The organism is Actinokineospora sp., from assembly GCF_050699995.1.
Taxonomy (GTDB): Bacteria; Actinomycetota; Actinomycetes; order Mycobacteriales; family Pseudonocardiaceae; genus Actinokineospora.
Genome location: NZ_JBOHGC010000661.1, coordinates 1 through 26,940, shown reverse-complemented (window position 1 = coordinate 26,940; position 26,940 = coordinate 1). Strand labels below are relative to the sequence as shown.

27 protein-coding genes and 1 pseudogene are annotated in these 26,940 nt (G+C 68.5%); 16 read left to right on the top strand and 12 right to left on the bottom strand.

What is annotated here, in order from left to right:
* A partial coding sequence (locus tag ACRDSQ_RS32580) for a DNRLRE domain-containing protein (protein ID WP_431426490.1) occupies positions 1 to 1,484 on the bottom strand: 1,484 nt, incomplete at its 3' end.
* Between the two features lie 263 nt (positions 1,485 to 1,747).
* Here ACRDSQ_RS32580 and ACRDSQ_RS32575 point away from each other — a divergent pair.
* A complete protein-coding gene (locus ACRDSQ_RS32575) occupies positions 1,748 to 2,074 on the top strand; it encodes a hypothetical protein (protein ID WP_431426489.1) in 327 nt (108 codons plus the stop codon).
* A gap of 143 nt (positions 2,075 to 2,217) precedes the next feature.
* On the opposite strand, the gene ACRDSQ_RS32570 is transcribed toward ACRDSQ_RS32575, so the two are convergent.
* Positions 2,218 to 2,799, bottom strand: coding sequence for a hypothetical protein (locus tag ACRDSQ_RS32570; protein ID WP_431426487.1), 582 nt, complete (start codon positions 2,797 to 2,799; stop codon positions 2,218 to 2,220).
* A 109-nt stretch (positions 2,800 to 2,908) separates the two neighbouring features.
* Here ACRDSQ_RS32570 and deoC point away from each other — a divergent pair, with 109 nt between their 5' ends.
* From deoC to ACRDSQ_RS32555, 3 genes are read left to right on the top strand one after another with little or no spacing between them, the layout of a single operon-like run.
* Positions 2,909 to 3,877 (top strand): deoxyribose-phosphate aldolase, encoded by a 969-nt coding sequence (deoC, locus tag ACRDSQ_RS32565; protein WP_431426485.1) that lies wholly within the window; start codon positions 2,909 to 2,911, stop codon positions 3,875 to 3,877.
* 1 nt (position 3,878) lies between these two features.
* The gene (locus ACRDSQ_RS32560) at positions 3,879 to 5,309 is read left to right on the top strand and encodes an aldehyde dehydrogenase family protein (protein ID WP_431426484.1); all 1,431 of its coding nucleotides are present in this window, start codon (positions 3,879 to 3,881) and stop codon (positions 5,307 to 5,309) included.
* The gene (locus ACRDSQ_RS32555) at positions 5,302 to 6,162 is read left to right on the top strand and encodes an aldehyde dehydrogenase family protein (RefSeq protein WP_431426483.1); all 861 of its coding nucleotides are present in this window, start codon (positions 5,302 to 5,304) and stop codon (positions 6,160 to 6,162) included. The genes ACRDSQ_RS32560 and ACRDSQ_RS32555 overlap by 8 nt, the downstream gene beginning before the upstream one ends.
* On the opposite strand, the gene ACRDSQ_RS32550 is transcribed toward ACRDSQ_RS32555, so the two are convergent.
* Together ACRDSQ_RS32550 and ACRDSQ_RS32545 are read right to left on the bottom strand one after the other, a co-directional pair.
* On the bottom strand, positions 6,159 to 6,743 hold the full coding sequence (locus ACRDSQ_RS32550) for a Fic/DOC family protein (protein WP_431426482.1): 585 nt from the start codon (positions 6,741 to 6,743) through the stop codon (positions 6,159 to 6,161). The two genes, ACRDSQ_RS32555 and ACRDSQ_RS32550, sit on opposite strands and share 4 nt — an antisense overlap.
* Positions 6,740 to 7,321: a type II toxin-antitoxin system antitoxin SocA domain-containing protein gene (locus ACRDSQ_RS32545; protein ID WP_431426481.1), complete on the bottom strand. Its 582-nt coding sequence runs from the start codon at positions 7,319 to 7,321 to the stop codon at positions 6,740 to 6,742. Before ACRDSQ_RS32545 ends, ACRDSQ_RS32550 begins: the two co-directional genes overlap by 4 nt.
* 207 nt (positions 7,322 to 7,528) lie before the next feature.
* Here ACRDSQ_RS32545 and ACRDSQ_RS32540 point away from each other — a divergent pair, with 207 nt between their 5' ends.
* The 5 genes from ACRDSQ_RS32540 (at position 7,529) to ACRDSQ_RS32520 (ending at position 11,203) form a co-directional block, all read left to right on the top strand.
* Positions 7,529 to 7,867, top strand: coding sequence for a hypothetical protein (locus ACRDSQ_RS32540; protein ID WP_431426480.1), 339 nt, complete (start codon positions 7,529 to 7,531; stop codon positions 7,865 to 7,867).
* Entirely contained in the window at positions 7,864 to 8,964 is a 1,101-nt protein-coding gene (locus ACRDSQ_RS32535; protein ID WP_431426478.1) for a C40 family peptidase, read from the top strand. Before ACRDSQ_RS32540 ends, ACRDSQ_RS32535 begins: the two co-directional genes overlap by 4 nt.
* A 20-nt stretch (positions 8,965 to 8,984) precedes the next feature.
* Entirely contained in the window at positions 8,985 to 9,380 is a 396-nt protein-coding gene (locus ACRDSQ_RS32530; RefSeq protein ID WP_431426476.1) for a YbaB/EbfC family nucleoid-associated protein, read from the top strand.
* Complete coding sequence (locus tag ACRDSQ_RS32525; protein WP_431426474.1) at positions 9,377 to 9,892, top strand: YbaB/EbfC family nucleoid-associated protein; 516 nt, start codon at positions 9,377 to 9,379, stop codon at positions 9,890 to 9,892. The genes ACRDSQ_RS32530 and ACRDSQ_RS32525 overlap by 4 nt, the downstream gene beginning before the upstream one ends.
* 69 nt (positions 9,893 to 9,961) lie before the next feature.
* The gene (locus ACRDSQ_RS32520; RefSeq protein WP_431426472.1) at positions 9,962 to 11,203 is read left to right on the top strand and encodes a primosomal protein; all 1,242 of its coding nucleotides are present in this window, start codon (positions 9,962 to 9,964) and stop codon (positions 11,201 to 11,203) included.
* Positions 11,204 to 11,312: 109 nt separating this feature from the next.
* On the opposite strand, the gene ACRDSQ_RS32515 is transcribed toward ACRDSQ_RS32520, so the two are convergent.
* Positions 11,313 to 12,410 carry an adenosine deaminase gene (locus ACRDSQ_RS32515; RefSeq protein ID WP_431426470.1) on the bottom strand — a complete coding sequence of 366 codons (1,098 nt, stop codon included), beginning with the start codon at positions 12,408 to 12,410 and terminating at the stop codon, positions 11,313 to 11,315.
* Between the two features lie 264 nt (positions 12,411 to 12,674).
* On the opposite strand from ACRDSQ_RS32515, the pseudogene ACRDSQ_RS32510 reads away from it, so the two are divergent.
* Positions 12,675 to 13,235: pseudogene (locus ACRDSQ_RS32510) on the top strand (hypothetical protein); the annotation flags it as partial.
* Positions 13,236 to 14,421: 1,186 nt separating this feature from the next.
* Here the strand turns inward: ACRDSQ_RS32510 and ACRDSQ_RS32505 are convergent.
* Entirely contained in the window at positions 14,422 to 15,936 is a 1,515-nt protein-coding gene (locus ACRDSQ_RS32505) for an MFS transporter (protein ID WP_431426468.1), read from the bottom strand.
* Positions 15,937 to 16,031: 95 nt separating this feature from the next.
* Here ACRDSQ_RS32505 and ACRDSQ_RS32500 point away from each other — a divergent pair, with 95 nt between their 5' ends.
* Positions 16,032 to 16,772 carry a TetR/AcrR family transcriptional regulator gene (locus tag ACRDSQ_RS32500; protein WP_431426466.1) on the top strand — a complete coding sequence of 247 codons (741 nt, stop codon included), beginning with the start codon at positions 16,032 to 16,034 and terminating at the stop codon, positions 16,770 to 16,772.
* 710 nt (positions 16,773 to 17,482) lie between these two features.
* Here the strand turns inward: ACRDSQ_RS32500 and ACRDSQ_RS32495 are convergent.
* Complete coding sequence (locus tag ACRDSQ_RS32495; protein WP_431426465.1) at positions 17,483 to 18,763, bottom strand: thymidine phosphorylase; 1,281 nt, start codon at positions 18,761 to 18,763, stop codon at positions 17,483 to 17,485.
* Between the two features lie 141 nt (positions 18,764 to 18,904).
* On the opposite strand from ACRDSQ_RS32495, the gene ACRDSQ_RS32490 reads away from it, so the two are divergent.
* Both ACRDSQ_RS32490 and ACRDSQ_RS32485 read left to right on the top strand, forming a co-directional pair.
* Positions 18,905 to 19,402, top strand: a complete 498-nt coding sequence (locus ACRDSQ_RS32490) for a hypothetical protein (RefSeq protein ID WP_431426464.1) — start codon at positions 18,905 to 18,907, stop codon at positions 19,400 to 19,402.
* 59 nt (positions 19,403 to 19,461) lie between these two features.
* Complete coding sequence (locus ACRDSQ_RS32485) at positions 19,462 to 19,962, top strand: hypothetical protein (protein ID WP_431426463.1); 501 nt, start codon at positions 19,462 to 19,464, stop codon at positions 19,960 to 19,962.
* Here ACRDSQ_RS32485 and ACRDSQ_RS32480 read toward each other — a convergent pair.
* The 5 genes from ACRDSQ_RS32480 to ACRDSQ_RS32460 form a co-directional block, all read right to left on the bottom strand.
* Entirely contained in the window at positions 19,959 to 20,342 is a 384-nt protein-coding gene (locus tag ACRDSQ_RS32480) for a cytidine deaminase (protein ID WP_431426461.1), read from the bottom strand. The genes ACRDSQ_RS32485 and ACRDSQ_RS32480 overlap by 4 nt on opposite strands.
* A complete protein-coding gene (locus ACRDSQ_RS32475) occupies positions 20,339 to 21,598 on the bottom strand; it encodes an ABC transporter permease (protein WP_431426459.1) in 1,260 nt (419 codons plus the stop codon). Before ACRDSQ_RS32475 ends, ACRDSQ_RS32480 begins: the two co-directional genes overlap by 4 nt.
* Positions 21,595 to 22,713 (bottom strand): ABC transporter permease, encoded by a 1,119-nt coding sequence (locus ACRDSQ_RS32470; protein WP_431426457.1) that lies wholly within the window; start codon positions 22,711 to 22,713, stop codon positions 21,595 to 21,597. Before ACRDSQ_RS32470 ends, ACRDSQ_RS32475 begins: the two co-directional genes overlap by 4 nt.
* The gene (locus tag ACRDSQ_RS32465) at positions 22,713 to 24,257 is read right to left on the bottom strand and encodes an ABC transporter ATP-binding protein (RefSeq protein WP_431426455.1); all 1,545 of its coding nucleotides are present in this window, start codon (positions 24,255 to 24,257) and stop codon (positions 22,713 to 22,715) included. The genes ACRDSQ_RS32470 and ACRDSQ_RS32465 overlap by 1 nt, the downstream gene beginning before the upstream one ends.
* 102 nt (positions 24,258 to 24,359) lie before the next feature.
* Entirely contained in the window at positions 24,360 to 25,421 is a 1,062-nt protein-coding gene (locus ACRDSQ_RS32460; RefSeq protein ID WP_431426454.1) for a BMP family lipoprotein, read from the bottom strand.
* A 364-nt stretch (positions 25,422 to 25,785) separates the two neighbouring features.
* On the opposite strand from ACRDSQ_RS32460, the gene sdhC reads away from it, so the two are divergent.
* The 3 genes from sdhC to ACRDSQ_RS32445 form a co-directional block, all read left to right on the top strand.
* The gene (sdhC, locus tag ACRDSQ_RS32455; RefSeq protein ID WP_176926862.1) at positions 25,786 to 26,217 is read left to right on the top strand and encodes a succinate dehydrogenase, cytochrome b556 subunit; all 432 of its coding nucleotides are present in this window, start codon (positions 25,786 to 25,788) and stop codon (positions 26,215 to 26,217) included.
* 2 nt (positions 26,218 to 26,219) lie between these two features.
* The gene (locus tag ACRDSQ_RS32450) at positions 26,220 to 26,642 is read left to right on the top strand and encodes a succinate dehydrogenase hydrophobic membrane anchor subunit (protein ID WP_431426452.1); all 423 of its coding nucleotides are present in this window, start codon (positions 26,220 to 26,222) and stop codon (positions 26,640 to 26,642) included.
* Positions 26,643 to 26,655: 13 nt separating this feature from the next.
* Positions 26,656 to 26,940 (top strand): FAD-binding protein (locus ACRDSQ_RS32445; protein WP_431426450.1); only part of this gene is annotated, 285 nt, incomplete at its 3' end.

The following is a 26,940-nucleotide window of genomic DNA, read 5'->3' as shown; positions in this document are numbered from 1 at the left end:
CACGCGTGGTCCGCCGCACACAGCGCACCCCGTTCCCATCGAAGAAACCCATCGACAAACACCTGACAGGCCCACCACCCACAGTCGTGACCATCCTCACCCGAACCTAAAGTTCCTGGTATTGGGCCGAGGCCCGCTTCGGACGAGTTGAATTTCTTCCACGCGAGGGCATCGGTTTCATCGGTCGCCCTGATCATGACGCCCGCCATGCCGAATTTCTGGTCCGCCCAGGTCTGCGCCAACCTCTGGATGTCGGTCTTGGTCGAGTCTGCGGCGCAACTGGAGTCATAGCCCATGGTTTCGCTGGTGGTGACCCACTCGTTCCACGGCGCGGGCTTGGTAGCCCAGGTGACGTCCCAGGCGACGAGGGGAGTGCTGTAAACCGTCCAGTTCCGGGCGCTGCACGAGTACGAGTGGAAGGCCCACAGGCGCAGGGTGCTGGCGGTGACGGTGGTTCCCTTGATCGGGCTCATGTCGAAATGCATATAGGCGCGCGTCTCGGCACTCCCCGTCACGCCCATCCGAAGTTCGGTCGATGCCGACTTCTGCAGCGTCGAGCCCTCCTGGACCCACGTGTCGAACGAGGTGCCAAGATCGGGGCTCGGGTCGATGCTCACCGGATAGACGAGTCCAGGGTCGTCGAAGAACGCGTCCGCGGGTTCCACGGTGATGTCCACACCGCTCTGCTGCGGACCAGCGCGTTTCACCGTCAGTTGCTTGGCCTTGACGTGCTTGACCCGATCACCTGTTGTCGAATCCTTGCGCGAATCCCACATCTCCGCAGCCGGAATACCTCCGACGACCCGGCCGGACTTGTCCAGCAGCGCGATGTGCCCGCTGGCTTCGGTGCGCACCTCCATGCCCTCGACGCGCAGGGGCAGAGTGGCCTTCATCGCCTTCGTCGGCTTGCGCTTGACCACCAGCAGTTGCTGGAATCCGGCCAACGTCGCCTTCACCTGAAGGTCGACACCTGGCTCCACCTCGGCGTAGGTCGCGGTGTCGCCGTTGAGCATCGGGTCCGGCAGGGATCCGGGCCACTGCAGGGCGAGCATCCCGTGAGGGCTCGACACAGACGCGAGGTCCTCGGTCCCGGGCCCGCTTGCGGCACTGAGCACAAGATTGCGTGGATGGGCCTTCGCCCGCACGGTTCCGTCCGGCTGCTTCACCAGCGTGAGGTCGACCGGATTCCAGTCGTCACCCTGCTTGACCCGCACCGGGCCGGAGGCGATCTCCGAGGTCAGCGTCCCGTCCGGGTTCGCCCAGGTCTCCGAGGATTCGGTTGTCTTGGCCGTGACCTTGACCTGCTTGTTCAGCAGGCGGGCCTGCGCCTGAGCCGTCTCAGTGTCAAGCGCGACCACCGGCTGCGCTCCCACCACCGACGGCGAGGCCGAAGCCACGCCGGGAACGACTAGCGAAGCGCCTATCACCAGCAGAGAACCGAAAATTGACGCGCGCATACGCGGCGTTAGACCCGTCGCAATCACAAAATCCCCAGTGTCCAGTCCCCGACTGACCGGCGGGACTCTGCCAAATCGCGCCGGTTACGGACATGGGCTGAATGGACGAATGTCGGAGAGTAATCGGTTCCACTGTTGATCTGCTCGTTCACCAGCGCCGTTGTCACCAAGCGCTCGCATCCGGGACATTTCGGAGAGCCAAGTCACACCCGTACGAGTAGTCGCCCGCCCTGGGTGTCTTGTTCCCTGGACGACGCGGTGGGTGGTGAGGGCGGCCCAGACTCGCGGGTATGGCCGCATCCATGACGACGACGTCCGGGTTACCCGGCTCCCCGGTCGTCCGCATCACCGGCTTCGCCATGTGGGGCGGCGTGGACGTCAAGCCGCCGCGTCGGCGCAAGGGCAGGCACGGGCACAAGGCATTGCTCGTAGTCACCGGCCATAACCCGGTCAAGTGCGACGCCGTCCCAGGTGTGAACCGCTGCGACCAAGCAATCAATGGTCTGCCCCAGATCCGCCGCGAACGCGGTCAGAGCGGGCCAATCGAACGGGTAGCCACCGTCGCGGACCGAGCTCACGAACTGCTCGTACGGCTGTCCGCCCGGCAACCTTCGTAATCCAGCATTGACCACCGCCAGGTATTGGCCGGAACCGTGGCCAACACCTGGCACAACCGGATGATGCCGCCGGCATCCTCGTGCATCGAGAATTCGCGGGTGATCATTCGCGCTCGATGAATTCGCGGAACGACAAGCACGTCTCAGACATGTGCCGTGCCTCCACCCTCGGCGAGCGAAGCGGCGATGCGGTGGAGGTTGTCGTGCCATTGGGCGGTGGGGATCGGCGGTAGGACGTCGTCCCACATGGTGAGGAAGGATCCGCGGAACTGGAGCATCCCCTCGGGGCGACCGAAGAACCACAGGTGCAGGTGCTCCGCGCCGTCGCCCCACTTGTTCTGGTGGACGCGGGCGATGCCGCCCAGCGACAGGTAGGCGCGCTCGACCCGCTGGATCATCGGGCCGTAGGACGCGGCCAGGGCGGGTGGCAGGTCGACCAGGTCGTAGTGCTCGCGCGGGAACAGGAACAGCACCGCGGGCAAGCCGCTCGGTTCGGGGGTGGAGCCGACTCGCCAGTGGTCGTCGCTCCAGAGGAAATCCTCGTCCGGTTTGTCGCAGGCTCCGCAGTCGACGCCGCCCGCACCGCCACGCGCGGGCTCGGGGAGCACCGGGGGCTCGAACGGCTTGACCAGCAGGTCGCCGGTGAACGGGAAGGTCGCCCACTCGACGAACGGGGGCAGGGTGCCGGTCTCGCCGAACGGCACGGCCGTCAGGTGCTCACTCATGCGGCCACATTAACGCCGGTCAAGATCACGCACCCCTGATTTCGCCCACCGCCGACGGCACCCGGACGGAGAGGGCGGACGGGTCGGGACGCGGCCTAGACTCGTGGGTATGGCCGCATCCACGACGACGACGTCCGGGGCACCCCCCGAGTTCGCCGACGCCACCCGCGACGAGACCTCGTTGCGCAGGTTCCTGCACGGGTTGCCCGGGGTGGACCAGGTGGGTGTCGAGCAGCGGGCCGCGGGGTTGGCGACGCGCAGTATCAAGAAGGCCAGCAAGATGTGGGCCATCGACATGGCGATCTCCATGGTCGACCTGACCACCCTGGAAGGGGCGGACACGGCGGGCAAGGTGCGGACGCTGTGCGCGAAGGCGCGCAGGCCCGAGCCGGAGCGGCCCGAGGTGCCGCACGTCGCCGCGGTCTGTGTGTATCCGGACATGGTGGAGACGGCTGTCGCCGAGGTCGAGGGCACCGGGGTCGGGGTCGCAAGCGTCGCGACGGCGTTCCCGTCCGGGCGGTCGAGTCTGCGGATCAAGATCGCCGACACCGAGTACGCCGTCGAGGCGGGCGCCACCGAGATCGACATGGTGATCGACCGGGGTGCGTTCCTGTCCGGCAGGTACGGGCAGGTCTTCGACGAGATCAGGACCATCAAGCGCGCCTGCGGGGACGCGCATCTCAAGGTCATCCTGGAGACCGGGGAACTCGCCACCTACGACAACGTGCGCCGCGCGTCGTGGCTGGCGCTGCTCGCGGGCGGCGACTTCATCAAGACCTCCACCGGCAAGGTGTCCCCCGCCGCCACGCTGCCGGTGACCCACGTGATGCTGCAGGCCGTGCACGACTGGCACGCCGCGACCGGTGAGCTGCGCGGGGTCAAACCCGCAGGCGGCATCCGCACCACGAAGGACGCCATCCGCTACCTCGTGGCGGTCCAGGAAGTCGCCGGGCCGCAGTGGCTCGACCCGCACCTGTTCCGCTTCGGCGCCTCCAGCCTGCTCAACGACCTGCTCATGCAGCGCCGGACGCAGCTCGACGGCTTCTACAGCGGCCCCGACTATGTGACGGTGGACTGAGATGACCTGGGACTACGCGCCCGCGCCGGAGTCGCGGGCGATCGCGAACCTCAAGCCGAGCTACCGGATGTTCCTCGACGGCGAGTTCGTCGAGGGCTCCGGCGAGCCGCTCAAGACGATCAACCCGGCGACCGAGGAAGTCCTCGCCGAGGTCAGCACCGCGAGCGCGTCCGATGTGGACCGTGCGGTGAAGGCCGCGAAACGCGCGCAGGACAAGGTGTGGGGGCCGATGTCGGGCGCCGAGCGCGCCAAGTACATCTTCCGCATCGCGCGGATGATGGCCGAGCGCTCGCGTGAGCTGGCGGTGTTGGAGAGCCTCGACAACGGCAAGCCGATCCGCGAGTCGCGTGACGTCGACGTGCCCACGGCCGCCGCGCACTTCTTCTACCACGCGGGTTGGGCCGACAAACTGGACTACGCGGGCTACGGCCCGAACCCGCGCCCGCTGGGGGTCGCGGGCCAAGTCATCCCGTGGAACTTCCCGCTGCTGATGGCCGCGTGGAAGATCGCACCGGCGCTGGCCTGCGGAAACACCGTGGTGCTCAAGCCGGCGGAGACGACGCCGCTGACCGCGCTGGTGCTCGCGGAGATCATCCAGCAGGCCGAGTTGCCGCCGGGAGTGGTGAACATCCTGCCCGGCGCGGGCGACGTCGGTGCTGAGCTGGTGAACCACCCGGGGGTCAACAAGATCGCCTTCACTGGGTCCACCGAGGTCGGCAAGATCATCCAGAAGTCGTTGGCGGGCACGGGAAAGAAGCTCACCCTCGAGCTCGGCGGCAAGGCGGCCAACATCGTCTTCGACGACGCGCCGCTCGACCAGGCCGTCGAGGGGATCGTCAACGGGATCTTCTTCAACCAGGGCCACGTGTGCTGCGCGGGTTCCCGACTGCTGGTGCAGGAGTCGATCGCCGAGGAACTGTTGGAGAAGCTGCACAAGCGCGTCTCCACGCTGCGCATCGGCGACCCCCTGGACAAGAACACCGACGTCGGCGCGATCAACTCGCGCGACCAGCCCACCAAGATCCAGGACCTGGTGGCGACCGGAGAGGCCGAGGGCGCGGTGCGCTGGACGTCGGCGTGTCCGCTGCCGGACAAGGGTTTCTTCTTCGCCCCCACCGTGTTCGCCGGAGTCAGCCAGGCCATGCGGATCGCCCGCGAGGAGATCTTCGGCCCGGTCCTGTCGGTCCTGACCTTTCGCACACCGGACGAGGCCATCGCCAAGGCGAACAACACGCCATACGGGCTGTCTGCGGGCATCTGGACCGAGAAGGGCTCCCGGATCCTGTGGGCGGCCAACCAGTTGCGCGCCGGTGTGGTGTGGGCCAACACGTTCAACCGCTTCGACCCGACCGCGCCGTTCGGCGGGTACCAGGAGTCGGGCTTCGGCCGCGAGGGTGGCCGCACGGGTCTGGAGGCGTACCTAGATGTCTGAGCGACTCAGCGTTGCCAAGACGTACAAGCTGTACCTGGGCGGCGCTTTCCCGCGCTCGGAGTCGGGCCGCACGTACCCGGTGACGGACTCGCGCGGCAAGTTCCTTGCCAACGCGGCGCAGGCGTCCCGAAAGGATGTTCGCGAGGCGGTTGTGGCTGCCCGCAAGGCTTTTGGCAAGTGGTCGGGCGCGACCGCGTACAACCGGGGCCAAGTGCTGTACCGGGTCGCGGAGCTGCTGGAGGGTCGACGCGACCAGTTCATCGCCGAGGTCTCGGCGAGCGAGGGCATCCAGGCGAAGAAGGCCGTGTCCATTGTGGACGCCGCGATCGACCGCTGGGTCTGGTACGCGGGCTGGACCGACAAGATCGCCACAGTCCTGGGCGCGTCGAACCCGGTCGCCGGGCCGTACTTCTCGTTCTCCGTGCCGGAACCGACCGGTGTGGTGGGGGTGCTGGCGCCGGAGAAGTCGTCGCTGCTGGGCCTGATCAGCGTGATCGCCCCGGTGATCGCGACTGGCTGCACGGCCGTCGTGGTGACCAGCCAGGACCGCCCGCTGCCCGCGATCACGCTCTCGGAGGTCCTGGCGACCTCGGACGTGCCGGGTGGTGTGGTGAACCTGCTGACCGGCCATACGGCCGAGCTGGCCCCGTGGTTGGCGTCGCACGCCGACGTCAACGCCCTGGACCTGACCGGCGCCCAGGACGAGCTACGCGCGGACCTTGAGGCGTCGGCGTCGGGGACGGTCAAGCGGGTGCTGCGGGCAGGCGATGAGGACTGGGCGAAGCAGCCTGATATTCGTAGGCTGCGGGCGATGCTGGAGACAAAGACCGTGTGGCACCCGATGGGCGTCTAGGACAGCGGAACAAGCGCGGTGTCGAACAGCTCGGCGAGTGGGCCCGGCTCGCCGAGCATCCCACCATTGCACGCCTCGATGTAGTGGTTGCCCACCAGAGTCGTGATGTCGAGGGCCCAGCCCCCGTGAGCCGCAAGGTGGCGGAAGAACGCCCGCTGGGTGCGACCGTTGCCCTCCCGGAAGGGGTGCGCGACGTTGACCTCGATGAAGTAATGGGTGAATCGGGTCACGAACGCGGTCCGGTCGAGCCCGACGAGCAGATTCTCCTTGCGGAGCTTGGCGAACAGGTCGTGCAGCGCCTGCTCAACGTGCAGCCAGCTGGCGAAGAACGCCCCTGGTTTTGCGATGTTGACGCGCCGCGGCACGCCCGCCCACGAGTAGATATCGCCGAAGAGGTGCCGGTGGTATGCGCTTAGGTGATTGAGGTCGAACTTTCCTGGCAGCGGCGTGCGCCGCAGATCTCCATCGCGAAGGAATGTAATGTCGCGCTCGACTTCGGCGAGCGCCACAGGATCGGCAAGATCGAAGAGGTTGAACAGAACACCGGTCGCGGGATCGGTGTAGGGGTCGCTCTGGGTCACCGACCGAGTAGTTCCTTGATCCGCAGTCGCACGGCTTCATCGGTTGTCAGCGCACCGCGGCCGACCGCCCGCGCGTACTCGATGGCTTCAGCCGAGACCTCCATGCCTTCGAGCCGCGCGTTGGCTACGGCCTGGGCGATGGCGGTCTCCGAGTCACAGGTCAAGCGGCGGAAGTACGCTGTCATGACCTGTTCTGACAGCGGCGCCGAACTCGGTGCTTCCTCCGGCAAGCCAGCGCGCGCCTTGCGCCACGGCTCTTCGTCGTGGGTCATCGAGCTGAGCTGATGGCGGTCGAACCCGGCGTAGCGGGCAACGACCCATCGGACGGTCTCCCGGCGGTCGTCGTCGAGCCTGTCCGGGTCGCCCTCGTCCCACTTCGCGACCTCGCGCTTGCCCTCGTGGCGCTTGTAGACCTCGGGCACCACCGGCCCCGCCCGCCACGCCTCAATGCGGTCCGGGAAAATCGGTTCGCCGGTCATCGCCAGGTGCCAGCCCTGGACGTAGTAGAGAAGCTTCTGCAGGCGCATCGGGGAATCCGGACCGGTCTCCGCCAGGATCGCGGCTGCGACGTCGTGCACGTCCGCCACTCTGGCCTCCAGTCCGCTCGGCGTTGGTTCCTGTCCAAGAATACCGGTTCTACCTGCGATTGTCCCCCGTTCAGGGTGCGCTGTGGACAACTTGCGCGCAATCACACATGCCAGTCGGCGGGTTGTCATAACCTGATTCGGGATCGAGGGAGCGAACCGGGCGGGACGTGCGTCCCACTGTCGATACAAGGGGGCGACATGACCGAGTCGGACGTCGGGGGCTACCGCGGCGAAGAGGACGCGTTCGCGAGTTACACGGCGGGGGTGAACCCGCTCGCCGAGCAGCTCAGGAGCGTCGCGGGCGGCCTCACACCGCACGGGGAGTTCGGCGACGACGCGTTCTCCATCATCGGCGGCGAGGTGGGCCTCAGCCAGGCCATCCGCGACGCCACGCAGCGCCAGCTCAAGCGGGTGAACGGGCTGGCCGACAGCATGGGCGGCACCGCCGACGCCGTCCGCAACACCTGGACCAACCTGCAGGGCACCGAGGACGACGCGGCCGCCAGGCTGCGCCGCGCGGCGGGTGACATCACGTGACCGCCCCCGTGCGCGACCTGCTGGAACCGATGATCCAGCCCGCCGCGACCGCCCAGCGCCACCTGGCCACCAACGACGCCGCGATCGACCAGATCGGCGGCGCCCACGCGACCCTGAGCGGATCCCTCGACACCGTCGGCTACGACGCCTCCCGCCAGGCCACGACGCTGCGTGAGGGCTGGACCGGCCAGGCCAGCCTGCGCCACGAGTCCGACGCCGCCGCGCAGGCCAATACCGGCGCCGAGCTGAGCTCCTACAGCGCCGAGGTGCAGACCGCGGTCCGCGAGGCCAGCGACATCCTCAAGGTCGGCCAGAAGCTCAACCAGGACCAGATCGACGACTTCAACCGCAAGGCCGCCGAGCTGCTGCAGGCCGCCGCGGCGCTGCGCCAGGCGGGCGACCCGGCCGGCGCGCAGCAGAAGCTCACCGAGCTGGCCCGCTACGCCGCCCAGCTGACCGGTGACACGTCGACGAACCTCGACACCGTGATGACCCAGCTGACCGGCGTCGTCACCAAGCTGACCGGCGGCGCGGGCTCGACGTCCGCGTCGAGCGCGGAGACCCCGACCGCCTACAACGACCGCCAGGGCGGCGGGGGTGGAGGCGGTGGCGGTGGTGGAGGAGACGGCGGCGGAGGCGGAGGTGGCGGGGTCGCGACCAAGCGCAGGCTGCCGATGGCCATCCCGCCGCAGCCGGGCACGGGTGTTCAGGTCAACCTGCCCGACGGCAGCTCGGTCATGGCCCCCAACGAGACCGCCGCGAAGGCCGTGCGCGCCGCGCTGAGCCAACTCGGCGTCCCGTACGTCTGGGGCGGCACGTCGCCGGGCTCGGGCCTCGACTGCAGCGGCCTGACCCAGTACGCCTATGGGGAAGGCGGCCTCGAGATCCCGCGAACGTCGCGGGAGCAGGACATCGGCGCCGAGGTCCCGTCCGCCGACCAGTTGCTCCCCGGCGACCTGGTCTGCTGGGAGGGACACGTCGCGATGTACATCGGCAACGGGCAGATCGTCGAGGCGGGCGACCCGGTGCAGGTCGGCCCGCTGCGCACGACCAACTCGGGCATGCCGTTCGTCGGGTTCTACCGGCCGACAGGCTGAGAATCGGGCAGACTGAGCCAGTGGAGATCGACATCGATCATGAACTCGACACGGTGGTCCGCCGCGTCGAGCAGACCGAGCAGCGCGCCCAGCGGATCGGCCCGGTCACCGGACAGGCCGTCAGCGGCGACGGCGCGATCATCGTGGAGGTCCGCCCGGGCGGGCTGCTGTCCGAGGTCAAGCTGACGCCCGCGGCGCTGTCGAGCGGGGCTGACGCCCTGGCCGCGCAGATCATGGCGCTGGCCGAGCGGGCCACCCGGCGCGCGGGCGCGAACATGCACGCCGCGCTCGCCCCGGTCCTGGGTCCCGAGGGCGAGAAGCACCTGACGTCGCTGGGCTACGAACCCGACGACGAGGACGACGACGAGGCCTTCGACACCCCGCTCGGGCACCAGCAGCGGCGACGGGTCCGATGACCGAGCGGGAACCGATCCGGCGCAGCACCAAGCAGCTGATCGAGGACGGGCGCGCCCGCCAAGAGGCGATGGCGAACATCGACACCGTCCTCGCGGGTGTCCGCGGCACCGCATACGACAACCACCAGAGCGTCCGGGTCACCGTCGACGGCCGCGGCAAGCTGCTGGAGCTGTGGCTGCGGCAGGACGCCGTGCGCTGGGGCGCCGACCAACTCGGCAGGCTCATCGTGATGGTCGCGCAGGCCGCGATGGACCAGGCGACCCAGGCCGGCTACAACAAGCTCGGGCCCATTCTTGGCGACAACATGACCTACGCCATCGAGTTGATCTCCGGCCGCTCCGCCCCCGCACGAAACCCGCAGGCCGGCGGCATCACCGCCGAGGAGTTCCAGCGCCGCCGCGACGAACGGGTCGCCAACGGCCCGGCCAAGGCGGAACCGGTCGACGACGACGGGTTCGACCCGGACGACCCGCTGTCCTTCGACCTGTCATCCCTACGTTCGGATCGTTGATCCGACCCCGTAGGCTGCCCGACGCACCCCGAACGTACGCCGATGGCTGCGCGACCAGGAGGACCTCCAATGGCCCAGGACATCGTCCCGATCGAGCTCGGGCTGCCGCAGGGTGACGTTGTCACGCTGTGGGCGCCGCGCTGGCGGGAAGACGGTGAGGAGTGGGAGGCGTTCCTCGGGCACGAGGAAGATCTCTACGCCTTCCCCGACGCCGCCCACCTCGCGGCTTTCGTCCGCACCACCGAAGAGCACGACCTGTCCGACCACCCGGCGTGGCACCTGGTGCCCGCGCTGTCGGTGGCCGAGCTGATGCCCGACGAGGCACACCAGTACGACCTGGTGGGCGTGCCGGAGCTGGCCGCTGAGGAGCCGGACACGTGGACGGTCGGCGAGCTCGCCGACATCGTCGCGATCGTGCGCTCGCTCGCGGACGTGTGCGAGCTCGACGAGGTGCACGAGGTCCTCAACTCCGCCGATGGGTTCGCCGTGCTCGACCAGGGCACCTTCCCGTTCACCGGCCGCGACGGCGAGCGCCTCTGGACCGACCTGGCCGAGACGATCGCCGAGCGCTGGGACGAGGTCCTCGACGCGCTCGACTCGGTCGTCACCGCGCCGGACGTCGACGAGGCCGCGCTGGAGAAGAGCGCCGAGGAACTGGTCGCGTTCCACGCGGAGGCCGCTGAGACCGCCGCCGAGGACGACGACATCGAGCCGGTCGACGCCGAGGCGACCGACGAGGCCGCGGAAGAGGCTCCCCCGACGTTCTGGTCCGAGGTCGGCATCGACCCGATCAAGATCATCACCGACGGGTCCGAGTACTACACGCTGCGCTGCTACCTCGACGACGAGCCGATCTTCCTGGGCTCCGACGGCAAGATCGACGTGGCGACGTCGGCGCGCGGGCTGGCCAAGTTCCTGGCCAACGGCGACCACTCGGACAACGACATCGCCGAGGTCTCCACGTGGGACGCGGTGGCCGCGAAGGCGACCGACGGCAGCCTCGACCTCGAGGTCGAGACCGACAACACCTACGTGCTGCAGGGCCTGGGCGACGACCTCGCCGAGGGCGTCGACGCGGTCGACCCGGTCCAGCTCGACCTCGCGGTGGAGCTGCTCACCGACACCGCCGACTGGGCGGGCGACGAGGCGGTCGGCGAGGCGCTCAACCAGTCCGAGGCGCTGGGCTGGCTGGTCAGCTTCATCCTGGCCCCGGACCCGACCCGGATGGCGCCGAGCGCGCCGTTCGACAAGGAATCCGCGACCTGGAACAAGCTGGTCCAGGACTTCGAGGACCGCCTCAACACCCACTAACCCGCGAGTCCAACGTTCAAAACAATGAGTCCGACATTCGCGACTGTCGCGAGTGTCGGACTCATTGTTTTGAACGTTGGACTCGCTGTTTTGAACGTTGGACTCGCGCTTACATGAGGCGGGCGTAGCCGGGCTTGATGACGTTGTTGATGATGTCGAGGCGTTCTTCGAAGCCGATGAACGCGGACTTCATCGCGTTGATCGTGAACCACTGCAGGTCCGACCAGCCGTAGTCGAAGGCCTCGACCAGCGCCGCCATCTCGCTCGACATGGAGCAGCCGCTCATGAGCCGGTTGTCGGTGTTGACCGTGACCCGGAAGCGCAGCGAGGTGAGCAGGCCGATCGGGTGCTCGCCGATCGAGGTCGCCGCACCGGTCTGCAGGTTCGACGACGGGCACATCTCCAGCGGGATCCGGCGATCGCGCACATAGGACGCCAGCCGTCCAAGGTGGACGGACCCGTCGGCGGATACCTTGATGTCGTCGACGATCCGCACACCGTGCCCGAGCCGCTCGGCGCCGCAGTGCTGGATGGCCTCCCAAATGGACGGAAGGCCGAACGCCTCGCCGGCGTGGATGGTGAAGTGCGCGTTCTGCTGGCGCAGGTACTCGAAGGCGTCGAGGTTGCGGGTGGGCGGGAAGCCCGCCTCCGGGCCGGCGATGTCGAACCCGACGACGCCCGCGTCGCGGTAGCGCACGGCGAGTTCGGCGATCTCCAGCGACCGGGCGTTCTGGCGCATGGCGCACAGCAGCGTCCCGACGCGGATCGTGCGGCCCGCTGCGGCGGCCCGGCGCTCGCCCTCGCGGAACCCGGCCTGCACGGCCTCCACGATCGCGTCGAGTTCCATGCCGCGCTCGGTGAAAAGCTCCGGGGCGTAACGGACTTCGGCGTAGACGACGCCGTCGGCGGCAAGGTCCTCCGCACATTCGGCTGCCACCCGGACGAGTGCCGCTTCGTCCTGCATTACACCGCACGTGTGCGCGAACGTCTCCAGGTAGCGGACCAGCGAGCCAGAGTCGGCGGCGTCGCGGAACCAGGTGCCGAGGGCGTCGACGTCGGTGGTCGGGAGATCGGAATAGCCGTTGGCCTCGGCAAGATCAATAACCGTGCCCGGTCGCAGGCCGCCGTCGAGGTGGTCGTGCAGCAGGACCTTGGGAGCGGTGCGGATGGCCTCCGGGGTCACCGGTGATTGGACATGGTTCGACATGCAGACACGGTACTCACATTGAGCCCTCACCCGATCGGGTAGCCGACCGGTCACGTATGGTTCGGCCCGGTCGCGAAGCAAGCAACGCGGCCGTACGCCGAACGGTCCAATCGTCCGTGTCTGGACCGACGAACTAGCAACGGGTGGTGTATGGACGCCTTTTGGGACTGGCTAGGCTCCCCACAGTCGTCTGCATCTCCCCTCCCCAGGACGAAGGTCACCTCCGTGAACGAGAGCACGAACCCCACGGTGTCGTTCGACCGGATGCGCAACATGCTCACGCGCGCGGCCGAGATCCGTGAGAGCGAACAGCAGCAGATCTTCGACGCCCTGGATGAGATCCATGCCAGGCTGTCGCCGCTGGAATCCATCGGGTCGGTGCGCAAGCGCCTGTCCGAGATGCCGGACCGCACTGAGGTCGCAGTGCTGGCCGACCGGCTGGACGCGGCGATGTCGAAGCTGGAATCTCAGGACAACGCGATCGCGGCCATCGGCCGCGCGGTCGACAGCATCGTCGACAAGCTCGCCACCCCGTTCGCCCAGCTCGACGGCCGTCTCGACGGCATGTCCGGGCGGTTCGAGGGTGTCGCGGGCCGGATGGATGGGCTGGAGGACAAGCTCTCCAACATCCACCGCCGCATCGACGAGCTCGACCACCACCTGGACAAGCAGGACGGCAAGATCGACCAGGTCCCGTCCCTGGCGACCACCCCGGTGCGCGAGCGCATCGAGCTCATGGAGACCGCGCTGCGCGGCCGCCTCGACGAGGTCGACGAGGGTGTGCACGAGCACCTCGACGGCACCAAGGACATCCTCGCGCGGGTCGTCGCCGAGACGTCCGACGCGGTGCAGACGAAGATCACCGTGTCGACCGACGCCGTGACGGGCAAGGTCGCGGAGACCGCGACCGCGCTGACCGGCAAGGTCACCGAAACCTCGCAGTCACTGCAGGGCAAGCTGGCCGAGACCTCCTCGTCGCTGCACGGGAAGTTGGCCGAGGCTTCGACCTCGCTTCACGGCAAGGTCACCGAGTCGACCGACGCCGTCCAGGGCAAGCTGGCCGAGTCCACGGACTCGCTGCAGACCGCGCTGCTGGAGACGTCCTCGTCGCTGGAGGGCAAGCTGGTCGAGACCTCCGCGTCGCTGCAGGCGCAGCTCGCCGAGACGTCCACGTCGCTGCACGACAAGGTCGCCGAGACCTCGGCGTCGGTCGAGGGCAAGGTCGCGGAGTCGGCTCAGGTCATCGAAGGCAAGGTCACCGAGACGTCGTCGACGGTGATCGGCAAGGTCACGGAGTCCGCGACCGCGCTGCAGGGCAAGCTGGCGGCGTCCACCGAGGCGCTGCACGGCCGCTTCACCGAGACCTCGGACTCGCTGCACGGCAAGCTCGACACCAGCGTCCAGCAGCTCGACAACACCCGCCTCGAACTGGGCACCTCCCTCGGCGAGTCCCGCGACGCTGTCGCGCTCAAGCTGGAGGAGGCCACCCTGGCCCTGCAGGAGGCGCTGCGGGAGACCAAGGAGACCGTGGACGCAAGCGACCGCCTGGAGGCGCTCGCGCAGCGCCTGGAGAAGGTCACGGCGAACCTGGACGACATGGCCACCCGCCTGGACACCGTCGAGGACGGCTTCACCGCCCGCCTCAACGAGCTGCGTGGGTCCATCCAGCAGAGCCTCACCAAGGTCGAGGGCACTCTGTCGAACCAGCCGGACAACACGTCGGTCGAGTCGATGATGAAGAAGACCAACGAGGAGTCGGTCCGCCGCATCGGCGGTCACCTGGACGAGGCCATGGCCACGTTCGCCGAGCTGATGATGGGCGGCGGCACCCCCAGCCCGCCCCCGCCCACCGCGCTGCCGCGCCAGGGAAACCGCCGCCGCACCAACGGCAAGGGCCCCAAGTCGGCCGACAAGGTGCGTGACGACAACTCGGAGGACACCGACATCGCCGCGGGCGCCTAGGTTCCGAGACACGACAAGGCCCACCTCGTCAGAGGTGGGCCTTGTTCGTTCACACCGAAACAGCTTCCGCCTTCTTCGCCGCAACCGGCACGTGCCGCAGGGCCCGGTAGGCGAAAACCGCCGTCAAGGCGACCACGACGGCGCCGAAGATCGCGGTCACCGTGAAGCCCTCGGTGAAGGCGACCCGCGCCGCCGTGATCACCGTGGGGTCGCCTGACGCAACCGCTCCACCCAACGTCTCCTGGGCGATCCGGGCAAGATCCGCGGGTAGCGAACCCACCTGTCCTGCCATGTCAGCGTGGTAGATCGCGGCGCCGACGCTGCCGAGGATGGCCATGCCCAAGGCTGCACCCAGTTCGCTGCCGGTCTCGGAGACCGCTGACGCGGCGCCTGCCTGTTCGGCGGGGGCGGCGGTGAGGATCAGGTCCGCCAGCAGGGACACCGTCATCAGCACCCCGGAGGCGACAAGGCCCGCGCCGACCAGCACCAGCCACGGGGGCGTGTCCGCACGGACCTGACTGAGGACGACGAACGCCGCGGCGAGCACCACAAGGCCGGACGTGACCAGCACCGACACCCGCACCTTGTTGGCGAGCATCCCCGAGACGGTCATGCACACCATCACCCCCGGCATCACCGCGAGCGACCACAGCGCCGCGGTGAACGGGCGCAGGCCGAGCACCAGCTGCAGGTACTGGTTGGTGAACATGGTGATCCCCATGAAGCAGAACATGCTCACCACGCTGACCACGACCGCACCGCTGAAAGTCCGGTTCCTGAACAACGAGACGTCGACCAGTGGGTTCGCGGTGGTGCGCTGCCGGTGGACGAACGCGGCACCCAGCGCCAAGCCGACGACCAGGGCGGCGATCGAGTCCGCTGCGGGGCCGTCGACGGCGAGCTGCTTGATGCCGTAGATCACCGCGATCATGGCCACGAGCGACATGCCCGCGCCCGCCAGGTCGAACCGGCCGGACTCCGGGGCGCGGAACTCCGGGAGCAGCAGCGGGCCCACGACGAGCAGCAGGACCATCGCCGGGACGTTGATCAGGAACGCCGAGCCCCACCAGAAGTGGTCGAGCAGGAAGCCGCCGACGATCGGGCCGATGGTGGCGCCCATGGTCAGGCCCGCGGTCCACACGGCCATGGCGGTCTTGCGCTGCGCGGCGTCGTGGAACATGTTGCGGATCAGGGCCAGCGTGGACGGCATGAGGGTCGCGCCCGCCAGGCCGAGGAGTCCGCGGGTGAGGATCAGCAGCTCCGCCGAGTTCGAGTAGGCCGCCGTCACCGACGCCACGCCGAAGGCCGCCGCGCCGATCAGGAGAAGTTTGCGGCGGCCGATCCGGTCGCCGACGGCACCCATGGTGATCAGCAGGCCGGCGAGCACGAACCCGTACGCGTCCATGATCCAGAGCTGCTGGGTAGCCGTCGGGCCGAGATCCGCGCTGATGAAGGGCAGGGCGTAGAACAGGACGCTGACGTCCATCGAGACCAGCAGGCACGGCAGGACGAGCACCGCGAGCCCGATCCATTCCCTTCGTCCGGCTGTGAGCTTGTCGTTCATGGGCCCCCCTCTAACTGCGTATGTCATACGCGCTTCTGCGTAAGTTATACGCAGAACTAGGATGTGGAGTCAACCCCGACCGGAAAGCGGAGGACATGGCGGAGCAGACGAGCACCGGCTTGCCCCGGAGCATCGAGGCGGCGTGGGGACTGAGCGAGCGGCCCAGTCGCGGCCCCAAACCGGGCCTGACCCTGGACCGCATCGTCGCGGCGGCGATCGCGGTCGCGGACACCGAGGGGCTCGACGCGCTGTCGATGGGCCGCGTCGCGAAGGAACTCGGCTCCAGCGCGATGTCGCTCTACCGCTACGTGACGGCGAAGGACGAGCTCCTGACCCTGATGGTCGACGCGGGCTTCGGCCCCCCGCCCGAACCGGTGCCCGACGACTGGCGCGCGGGATTGACCCGCTGGGCGCAGGCGGAGTTCATGGCGCTGATCACCCGTCCATGGCTGGTCCAGGTGCCGATCACCGGCCCGCCCGTGACGCCGAACCAGCTCGGCTGGCTCGAGAGCGGGCTGAAGTCACTGTCGCGCACCGGGTTGGATTCGGGCGCGAAGATGTCGGCGATCCTGCTGGTGACCGGCTACTCCCGCAACGCCGCGACGCTCGCGATCCAGATCGTCGCGCCGCCGGGCGAGCAGATCATGCCCGACTATGCCGCCGTCATCCGCAAGCTGATCGACCCGAGCACCTTCCCCGAGCTGACCGCGGTCGTGGAATCAGGCATCTTCGACGCCGACGACGACCACTCCGCGGAGTTCGACTTCGGGCTCGACCGCATCCTCGACGGCGTCGCCGCCCTGCTTCCGGCTAGGGGCGAAGCGTCTCCAGAATGAGCGAACCGATCGCCGGGCCGTGTCGTCGCGCGCTCAGGCAAGCAGACCATGCCCGACTCCGCCGCCGTCCTCCGCAAGCTGATCCACCCGAACACCCACCCCGAACCGACCCTCAGACATCTTCGACACCGACGACGACCAACCCGCCGAATTCGACTCCGGCCTCGACCGCATCGCCGCGCTACTCCCAATCAAAGGAGAAGCGAATCCAGGACGAACGGGCCGACCGCCGGAGCCGAGTAGGCGGGTGGACCGAGCTCAACAGTGAGTGTTCGCAAGGCTTATGTCGTGCACCAGGTGTGACGTGCCGGACGCGTCATCGTGGATGCCGACGTACACGTGAATGTGATGATCGGACCCGCACCCGAACGCGACGATCGACTCGCTGTTGGCTGTGGGTATGACTCGCTCGGTTTCCTTGTCGATGACAATCAGCCGCGCGAAGCCAAAGATGGTCACTCCCTCGCCGAGTGCGCTCTCAAGCTCGGCATGTGACTGCTCGCCGAATGACTGAAAAGGCCGACCTTCGTCCTTCGGGAAGCGTTCTCGGTCAGGCTCAGTTTGACACCGTCGTCAGGCAGCATGACTACTCCCTCGTTCCTTGAAAGAACGTCCCTCAGAGCGTCGACTCAAGAAACCATGGCGTTACGAACAGTCACCCGAACGGCGCAGCACGTACTAGACCGTTTGTAGGCACATAATGATCGCCGTCAAGGGCGAAGCGTCTCCAGGATGAGCGGCCCGATCTCCGGGGCGGTGTCGCCGATCTCGTACGAGCCTTCCAAAGTGGACAGTGCGGCGGCGACGGCGTCCGGGGTGTCGGTTCGCAGTTCCAGCACCGGATCCCCTACCCGCACCGACTCGCCCGGCTTGGCGTGGCAGAGGATTCCGGCGGCGGCCTGCACCGGGTCTTCCTTGCGCGCCCGGCCCGCGCCCAGCCGCCAGGCTGCGACGCCCACGGCGTAGGCGTCGAGCTTCGTCACGACCCCGTCGCGGTCGGCCTTGACCACGTGCACGTGCTTCGGCTGGGGCAGCGGGGCCTCAGGGTCGCCGCCCTGCGCGCGGATCATCCGCGCCCACGTCTCGTACGCCTCACCGGAGGCCAGCATCCGACCGGGGTCCACATCGGACAGACCGGCGAGGTCGAGCATCTCCCGAGCGAGCACCAAAGTCAGCTCCACGACGTCCGCCGGACCGTCGCCCCGCAGGACCTCGATCGACTCGGCGACCTCGACGGCGTTGCCCACGGCGCGGCCGAGCGGGATGGACATGTCGGTGATCAGCGCCGAGATCTTCAGCCCCCGCGACACGCCGATGCCCACCAGCGCCTTCGCGAGCGCACGGGCGTCGTCGGCGGTCTTCATGAAGGCGCCGGAGCCGAACTTGACGTCCAGGACCAGGGCGTCGGCTCCCTCGGCGATCTTCTTGCTCATGATCGAGCTGGCGATCAGCGGAATCGACTCGACCGTGCCGGTGACGTCGCGCAGGGCGTAGAGCTTGCGGTCGGCCGGGGCGAGACCCTCGGTAGCCGCGCAGACCACCGCGCCGACGTCACGGAGCTGGGCCAGGATCTCCTCGGTCGTCAGGCGCGCGCGCCAGCCGGGAATCGACTCGAGCTTGTCGAGCGTGCCGCCCGTGTGCCCGAGGCCGCGGCCGGACAGCTGCGGAACAGCCGCCCCACAGGCCGCTACCAGCGGCGCCAACGGCAGCGTGATCTTGTCGCCGACCCCGCCGGTGGAGTGCTTATCCACAGTTGGCCGGTCGGTGTGCAGGGTCAGTGTCTCCCCCGAGTCGACCATCGCCGCGGTCCAGCGGGCGGTCTCCTCGGTGTTCATTCCGTTGAGGAAAACGGCCATGGCCAGGGCGGACATCTGCTCGTCGGCGACCGCGCCGCGGGTGTAGGCGTCGATCACCCAGTCGATCTGGTCGTCGCTGAGCCGGGCGCCGTCGCGCTTGGCCCGGATGACGTCGACCGCACTGAACCGTTCCACCGACAGGCCTCCACATTCTCGATACTTCGTCAACCGTATCCTCGGCCACACTCTCCGGTCTCGATGGAAGGGAACCGCCGGGGAGCGGGGTCGCCGAAATCCGGTGGCCCGTTCGACCTGGTTCCCACTCCCACACCCTGCATGGAGATCGTCAAGATGAAGAACAACCGGATCGGCTTGGCCGCGGCACTGCTGTGCCTCGGGCTCGCGACCGCCGCCTGCAGCGGCGAGACCCCGGCCGAGCAGGCCCCGTCGAACTCGAAGGCCGCCGAGGCACCCTCGGAGCCTGCTCCCTCCTCCGGCTCGGTCGGGACCGTGGCCACCGGCGCCCCGGCGCCCTCATCGGTGCCCGCCGCCGAGCCCGAGCCGCCGCTGGTCCTCCCCGAGCTGCCCAAGGGCGCCCCGAAGGACTTCCCGGTCCCCAGCGGCGCGAAGGTGTCGGCGGTCGGCACGGATGGCTCGTTCACGGTGACGGGAGAGGGTGCGGATAAGGTCCTGTCCTTCTACCGCAAGGCCCTGCCAGGCGCCGGCTACAAGATCACCGCGGATGAGCCGACGGCGGTGTCGTTCGAGGGCAGCGCGGGCAAGGGCAAGGTCGCGCTCGACGGCGACCACGTCACCGTCACGATCACCAAGTGACCTGCGGTCGTGGGCGGGGTCCGGCCCGCCCACGGCCCGCTCGCACGGAAGGACATTCCATGTCACGAGCCCTCATCGCGCTCGTCGCGGTGATCGGACTCAGCGGCTGCTCGGGAGCCCAGGAGCCGCCGCCCGCGGCCACCACCTCGGGCACAGCGCCCACTACCTCGTCATCCGACCCGGCCGCGGGCAGTTCCGGCACCGGAACGACACCACCCCCGCCGCCGAATGGCGCGCCGGTCACGACCACGTCGGTTCCGGCCGTGCCCCCACCGGGCATGCCGCAGAACTTCCCGGTCCCGCCCGGCGGCAAGGTCACCGACGCGAGCCGTGACGGGCAGCTGTCGATGGTGGTCAGCGGGGTGCTGCCGGAGAAGGCACTCGGGTACTACCGCAACTCCCTGCCGCCCGCCAGGTACCAGGTCGTCCGGGAGAACACCTCGAAGCTCACCGGGGACGAGGTCGTCAGCATCGACTTCGCGGGCAAGGGCTACACGGGCACGGTGGCGATCGACCAGGGCCAGGTCGACGTCATCGTGGTCACCATGAAGAAGGGCTAGGGCAGCTGGTCCGGCCCGAACGCGTCCGGCAGGACCGCCGACATCGGCTTCGGGCCGGTTGGGGTGTCCACCAGGCAGTCCGGGCCGCCCAGCTCGAAGATGATCTGCCTGCACCGGCCGCACGGCATGAGCAACTCGCCGGTGCCGCTGCGGCAGGCCACGGCGACCAGCTGGCCGCCACCGGTCATGCGCAGTTGCCCGGCCATCGTGCACTCCGCGCACAGGCCGACGCCGTAAGCGGCGTTCTCGACGTTGCAGCCGGTGACGACCCGGCCGTCGTCGACCACCGCCGCCGCGCCGACCCGCAGCCCCGAGTAGGGGCAGTAGGCCGACGCGGCGGCGCGGACGGCTTCGGCTCGAAGCGCGTCCCAGTCGATCATTTGCCCTCGCCCCGGCGGTAGACCTCGCCGATCGCGCGCGGGATGCGCAGCCGTTGCGACGCCAGGCCCAGGACCAGCAGCGTCACCACATACGGCGCCGCGCCGACGAGTTCGGCCGGGACCTGCTCGCTGACGAAGTACCACCAGCCGAACAGCACACCCAGGGCCGCGGCGACACCGGAGAGGACGTGGTGGCCCGCCCGGTACTGGATCACCGCGACGAACATCAGGGCGATTCCCAGCAGCAGCAACAGCGCGTGGACCGCCGTCGAGCCGCGCAGGGCCAGCGCGTCGGTGTAGCCGAACAGGCCCGCGCCGGTGGCAAGGCCCCCCGGCCGCCAGTTGCCGAAGATCATCGCCGCGAGGCCGATGAACCCGCGGCCACCGGTCTGCCCGTCCCGGAACTGGCCGGAGCTGACCGCCAGGAACGCGCCGCCCAGGCCGGCGAACGCGCCGGAGGCGACCACGGCGTAGTACTTGTACTTGTAGACGTTGACGCCGAGCGACTCCGCCGCGATCGGGGCCTCGCCGCAGGAGCGCAGCCGCAGGCCGAACGGCGTGCGCCACAGGACGTAGGCCGTGCCGACGATCAGCGCGACCGCCAGCACCGACAGCAGCGACACCTCGGTGAGCAGCCCGCGCAGGATTCCGGCGAGGTCGGAGATGAAGAACCATCCCTTTTCCTCGATGCGCACCAGCGGATCGGCGATTCCCGGCACCGACACCTTGGCGGCGTCCTCGACCCGGGGCGACTGCTTCTGGCCGCCACCCGGCGCCTTGGCGAAGTACAGCTTCGACAGGAACAGCGCCGCGGCCGGTGCCAGCAGGTTGACCGCCACACCGGAGATGATGTGGTCGACACCGAAGGTCACCGTGGCGAGCGCGTGCAGCAGGCCGCCGAGGGCGCCGAGGATCAGGCCGAACGCGACGCCCGCCCACGGACCCCACTGGTAGCCCGCGTACCCGGCGCCGAACGTGCCGAGCACCATCATGCCTTCGAGACCGATGTTGATCACGCCCGCGCGTTCGGACCACAGACCGGCCAGACCGGCCATGGCCAGCGGGACGGCCGCGGTGATCGCGGCCTGAACCGTGCCCGCGGAGGTCAGGTCGCGTGCGTCGGCGAGCAGCCGGACCAGCGACAGCAACAGCAGCGCACCCACCGCGATGAGGACGTACACCATGGGCGACAAGCGCTTCGCGCGCTTGACGGCCGGTGCGATCTCCATTCCGACGGTCAGTCCCCCGGCGCTCATGAGGACACCTCTTCCAGCGTCTTGGTCCGGCCCAGGGCGCGGCCGACTTCACGTTGCTCGGCGCGGACCCGGTAGCGGCGGATCAGTTCGTAGGCCACCACGACGGAGAGCACGATGACGCCCTGCATGATCAGGACGATCTCGCGCGGGACACCGGCGACGTCGAGCGAGTTCGCGGTGTTGTCGAGGAAGCCCCACAGCAGCGCGGCGACGGCCATGCCGACCGGGTGGTTGCGGCCCAGCAGCGCCACGGCGATGCCGGTGAACCCGATGCCCGCCGGGAAGTCGAGCGAGTACGAGTAGGACGCGCCGAGCAGCTGCGGCATGCCGACCAGGCCGGCCACCGCACCCGAGATGAGCATCGAGTAGACGACCATCTTCTTGACGCTGACCCCGCTGGCGACCGCCGCCGACTCCGACAGGCCCGTCGTCTTGAGCTCGAAGCCGAAGCGGGTGCGCGTCAGCACGAACCAGTAGAGGAAGCCGACAGCCACGGCCAGGAACACCAGGGCGAAGATCTTCGATGTCGACCCGGTGACCACCAGACCGTCGACCCGGCCACCCTCGGTGATCGGGCGGGTGCTGATGTTGTTGCTGCCCGGCACGTTCTGCGCCAACCGGGCCGGGTTGAGCAGATAGGACACCAGGTAGGTGGCGATCGCGTTCAGCATGATCGTCGAGATGACCTCGCTGACCCCGCGGGTCACCTTGAGCAGCGCGGCGAGGCCCGACCACGCGGCGCCGACGAGCATCGCGGCGAGGATCGTCATGGTGATCCGCAGGAACGACGGGAGGCTGTCCATGAAGGCCGCGCCCGCGAGCGTCGCCGACAGCATCGCGGCGAGCCGGTACTGCCCGTCGACACCGATGTTGAACAGCTTCATCTTGAAGCCGACCGCGACCGCGACCGCCGCCAGGTAGTAGGTCGTGGCGGTGTTGAGCGAGTTGACCAGGGTCCGGGGCCGCTGGGCGGCGGCCGACATGGCGTCGACCGTCTCGATCGGCGAGTGGTCGGTGACGATGAGGATGAAGGCGCAGATCAGCGCGGAGAAGATGAGCGCGCCCAGTGGCGCGGCCAGTCCCAGCACGATCGCGCGGGTGGAGAACCTGCCCATCAGCCTTCCCTCCCAGCGCCGGTCATCGCGGAGCCGAGTTCCTGCGGGGTGACCGTGGCCGGGTCGTAGTCCCCGACGATCGCGCCGCGGAGGATCACCGCCAGGGTGTCGGACATGCCGATCAGCTCATCGAGATCGGCGGAGATCAGCAACACCGCGAGGTGCTCGGCGCGGGCCCGGCGGACGTGGTCCCAGATCGCGGCCTGCGCTCCGACGTCGACACCGCGGGTCGGGTGCGAGGCGATCAGGACATCCGGCTTGCCGCTCATCTCACGGCCGACGATGAGTTTCTGCTGGTTGCCGCCCGACAGCGCCGAGGCGTTGACCTCGATGCCCGGGGTGCGGACGTCGTACTCCTCGACGATGCGCTGGGTGTCGGCGCGCGCGCCGCGCCGGTCGAGCAGCAGACCACGCGCGTTGGGCTTGCGGGTCTGGTGGCCGAGGACGCGGTTCTCCCACAGGCTCGCCTCGAGCAGCACGCCTTGGCGGTGCCGGTCCTCGGGGATGTAGCCCATCCCGGCCTCGCGGCGGTGCTTGGTCGACGTGCGGGTGATGTCCTTGCCCCCGAGGTGCACGGAACCGGAGGTGGGCTGGCGGATGCCCATCAGGGTCTCGACCAGCTCGGCCTGCCCGTTGCCCTCCACGCCCGCGATACCGAGAACCTCGCCCGCGTGGATGGTGAAGGAGACGTTGTCGAGCAGTTTGCGGCCGTCGGCGCTGGTCACGGTGAGTCCGCGGGCCTCCAGCACGGGCCGGTCGGTCACCGTGGACTCACGCAGCTCCGGTACGGGCAGCGCGCTGCCGACCATCAGCTCGGCGAGCCTGCGCGCGGTGACGTCCTTGGGCAGGACGCTGGCGACCGTGGTGCCGCGGCGCATGACGGTGATCTCGTCGGCGACGGCGAGGACCTCGTCGAGCTTGTGCGAGATGAACAGGATCGTCAGGCCTTCGGCCTTGAGCTCGCGCAGGTTGCCGAACAGCTCGTCGACCTCCTGCGGGACCAGGACAGCGGTCGGCTCGTCGAGGATCAGGCTGCGGGCGCCGCGGTAGAGGACCTTGAGGATCTCGACCCGCTGCCGGGCGCCGACACCGAGGTCGTCGACCAGGTCGTCGGGGTCGATGTTGAGGCCGTAGTTGTCGGAGATCTCGCGGATCCGGCGGCGGGCGGTGTCGAAGTCCAGCCCGAGCCCCGAGCGCGGCTCGCCGCCGAGGACGACGTTCTCCAGCACGGTGAGGTTGTCGGCCAGCATGAAGTGCTGGTGCACCATGCCGATGCCCGCCTTGATGGCGTCCGCCGGGGAGGTGAAGCCGACCGGCTTCCCGGCCACGAAGATGGTGCCCTCATCGGGGCGCTGCATCCCATAGAGGATCTTCATCAGGGTGGACTTCCCCGCGCCGTTCTCGCCGACAAGGGCGTGCACGGTGCCCGGCCGGACGGCGATGTTCACGTCCGAGTTGGCGATCACGCCGGGGAAGCGTTTGGTGATTCCGGTCAGCTCTACGGCGGGGTGTCCGCCGGGCTCGCCGGTGTCCTGTGGGGCCACGGTCGATTCCTTGTCGATCGAGGTGATTCACGTGGAGTGCCGACGGGCCCGGGGCCGCGGATGTCGCGGTCTCCCGGGCCCGTGGCACGGCCGGTGTCCGGCTTACTTGGCGTCCGGAACCTTGATCTCGCCCGAGATGATCTTCTGCTTGTACTCGTCGAGCTTGGCCTTGATGTCGTCGATCTTCCCACCGCTGGTGGAGTAGTCGATGCCACCGGCCTTCAGGTCGTAGACCTTCTTGCCCGCCTTGAACGTGTTGTCGTTGACCGACTTGATGAAGTCGAACACCGCGACGTCGACCTGCTTGACCATCGAGGTGATGATCACGTCCTTGACGTCGGCGAGCGACGGCAGGTTGTACTGGTCGGAGTCGACACCGATGCCCAGCTTGCCCTTGGCCTTGGCGGCCTTGAACGCGCCGTTGCCGGAACCGCCCGCGGCGGCGTAGACCACGTCGACACCGGCGTCGAACATGCCGTTGGCGGCGGTCTCACCCTTGGCGGGGTCGTTGAAGCCGGTGAAGTCCGGCGGCTGGGTCAGGTACTTGGCGTCCACAGTGGCGTCGGGCTTGACGGCCTTGACGCCCGCGGTGAAGCCGACCTCGAACTTCTGGATCAGCGGGACGTTCACGCCGCCGATGAAGCCGACCTTGCCGGTCGTGCTCTTCATGGCCGCGGCCGCGCCGACGAGGAACGAACCCTCGTGCTCGGCGAAGACCAGGTTGGCCACGTTGGCGGCCTCGGGGGCGGCGCTGTCGATGATCGCGAACTTGACCTCGGGGAACGTCGGCGCGACCTTGGCCACGGCGCCCTCGTAGGCGAAGCCGATCGCCAGGATGGTGTTGTAGCCACCCTCGGCGAGCTGGATCAGCCGGTCTTCCTTCTGAGCCTCGGTCTCGCCCGCGGCGGCTTCGAGTTCCTTGATCTCGACGCCGAGGTCGGCCTTGGCCTTGTCCAGGCCACGCGCCGCCGAGTCGTTGAACGACTGGTCACCGCGGCCACCGATGTCATAGGCCAGTCCGACCTTGACGGTGGAGGCCTTCGGGGCGGTGCCACTGGTGGTATCACCGCCGGTGCCGGGCGTTGTCTCCGAGCCGCACGCGGCCAGGCCCAGGCCCAGCGCGAGCAGCCCCGCGGCGAGACGAATTCCTCGCAGTCGACGCAAGGCTTTCTCCTTCCCAGACGGTCGCGCCCGGGATGGCCGGATCGCGATGGCTATTCGCAGGACCGTACTCCTGGGTACGGCCCTCGCGACCTAAGCGCGCTCGCCGTGACCCAATCGTTTGTCTTAACTGTGAACGATCACGCTCAGTGATAGGGGGTCCACACTGCGCGTGCGGAAATGTGTTCCCTCACCGCACCCGGGCGGCCCTTGTGCGTTCCGGCGGCCGTGTCTCGTCTGTCACAGAGAGCGTTCGCGGGTTGGGTGTGCTCCGCGATCCGGGTCTAGCATCCGGTTAGTCAAGGCCCGTTCGGTGTGGACTTCCAGCGAACGGTGTCCCCATCAGCGACGCTGGAGGCCGTCAACCGTGTCCGACTCGGCCAGCGCCACCGCAACGGTGGCTGCGCGCGGGTCCCGGCGCACCGGGACGCTCTACCGGGGAGACCCGGGGATGTGGTCTTGGGTCGCGCACCGGATCACCGGGGTGCTCACCTTCTTCTTCCTCTTCGCGCACGTGCTCGACACCGCCCTCGTGCGGGTGTCGCCCAACGCGTACGACGAGATCATCGAGACGTACAAGACCCCGATCGTCAACCTCATCGAGGTCGGTCTCGTGGGCGCGGTGCTCTACCACGCGCTCAACGGGATCAGGGTCATGCTCGTCGACTTCTGGGAGAAGGGCGCGCGCTACCAGAAGCAGATGCTGTGGACGATCCTCGGCGTCTGGGTGCTCGTGATGATCCCCGGGACGTACTTCATGTTGGTGCGCACGGTGACCGAGATGTTCGGGGGGCACTGAAGATGACACAGGTCATGACGCCGTCATTGCAGAAGCCGCGCTCGCCGCGGCGACCGGCCGCCCGTCGCAGCAACTTCGAGATGATCAGCTGGCTGTTCATGCGGATCTCCGGCATGGCGCTGGTGGTCCTCGTGCTCGGCCACCTGTTCATCATGAACATCCTCGACGACGGCGTGCACCGCATCAACTTCGCTTTCGTCGCCGGCCGCTGGTCGAGCCCGTTCTGGCAGTTCTGGGACCTGTCGATGCTGTGGCTCGCCGAGATCCACGGCGGCAACGGCCTGCGCACGGTCATCAACGACTACGCGCGCAAGGACAGCACCCGCTTCTGGCTGAAGATGATGCTCTACGTGTCGATGGTGCTGATCCTGGCGCTGGGCTCGTACGTGATCTTCACCTTCGACCCGGACATCAGCGCCAACTAGAACTGGACTTCTCATGCAGTTCCACAAGTACGACGTCATCATCGTCGGCGCGGGCGGCGCGGGCATGCGTGCCGCGATCGAGGCCGGCCAGCGTTCGCGCACGGCGGTGCTCACCAAGCTGTACCCGACCAGGTCCCACACCGGCGCGGCCCAGGGCGGCATGTGCGCCGCGCTGGCCAACGTCGAAGAGGACAACTGGGAGTGGCACACCTTCGACACGATCAAGGGCGGCGACTCCCTGGTCGACCAGGACGCCGCCGAGATCATGGCGAAGGAGGCCATCGACGCGGTCCTCGAC

Excerpts from the sequence above, each read along its gene's own strand:
- ACRDSQ_RS32575 (WP_431426489.1), top strand. The coding sequence starts at position 1,748 with ATGGCCGCATCCATGACGACGACGTCCGGGTTACCCGGCTCCCCGGTC.
- ACRDSQ_RS32570 (WP_431426487.1), bottom strand. The coding sequence starts at position 2,799 with ATGAGTGAGCACCTGACGGCCGTGCCGTTCGGCGAGACCGGCACCCTG.
- deoC (WP_431426485.1), top strand. The coding sequence starts at position 2,909 with ATGGCCGCATCCACGACGACGACGTCCGGGGCACCCCCCGAGTTCGCC.
- ACRDSQ_RS32560 (WP_431426484.1), top strand. The coding sequence starts at position 3,879 with ATGACCTGGGACTACGCGCCCGCGCCGGAGTCGCGGGCGATCGCGAAC.
- ACRDSQ_RS32555 (WP_431426483.1), top strand. The coding sequence starts at position 5,302 with ATGTCTGAGCGACTCAGCGTTGCCAAGACGTACAAGCTGTACCTGGGC.
- ACRDSQ_RS32540 (WP_431426480.1), top strand. The coding sequence starts at position 7,529 with ATGACCGAGTCGGACGTCGGGGGCTACCGCGGCGAAGAGGACGCGTTC.
- ACRDSQ_RS32525 (WP_431426474.1), top strand. The coding sequence starts at position 9,377 with ATGACCGAGCGGGAACCGATCCGGCGCAGCACCAAGCAGCTGATCGAG.
- ACRDSQ_RS32520 (WP_431426472.1), top strand. The coding sequence starts at position 9,962 with ATGGCCCAGGACATCGTCCCGATCGAGCTCGGGCTGCCGCAGGGTGAC.
- ACRDSQ_RS32515 (WP_431426470.1), bottom strand. The coding sequence starts at position 12,410 with ATGTCGAACCATGTCCAATCACCGGTGACCCCGGAGGCCATCCGCACC.
- ACRDSQ_RS32505 (WP_431426468.1), bottom strand. The coding sequence starts at position 15,936 with ATGAACGACAAGCTCACAGCCGGACGAAGGGAATGGATCGGGCTCGCG.
- ACRDSQ_RS32500 (WP_431426466.1), top strand. The coding sequence starts at position 16,032 with ATGGCGGAGCAGACGAGCACCGGCTTGCCCCGGAGCATCGAGGCGGCG.
- ACRDSQ_RS32490 (WP_431426464.1), top strand. The coding sequence starts at position 18,905 with ATGGAGATCGTCAAGATGAAGAACAACCGGATCGGCTTGGCCGCGGCA.
- ACRDSQ_RS32485 (WP_431426463.1), top strand. The coding sequence starts at position 19,462 with ATGTCACGAGCCCTCATCGCGCTCGTCGCGGTGATCGGACTCAGCGGC.
- ACRDSQ_RS32480 (WP_431426461.1), bottom strand. The coding sequence starts at position 20,342 with ATGATCGACTGGGACGCGCTTCGAGCCGAAGCCGTCCGCGCCGCCGCG.
- ACRDSQ_RS32475 (WP_431426459.1), bottom strand. The coding sequence starts at position 21,598 with ATGAGCGCCGGGGGACTGACCGTCGGAATGGAGATCGCACCGGCCGTC.
- ACRDSQ_RS32470 (WP_431426457.1), bottom strand. The coding sequence starts at position 22,713 with ATGGGCAGGTTCTCCACCCGCGCGATCGTGCTGGGACTGGCCGCGCCA.
- ACRDSQ_RS32450 (WP_431426452.1), top strand. The coding sequence starts at position 26,220 with ATGACACAGGTCATGACGCCGTCATTGCAGAAGCCGCGCTCGCCGCGG.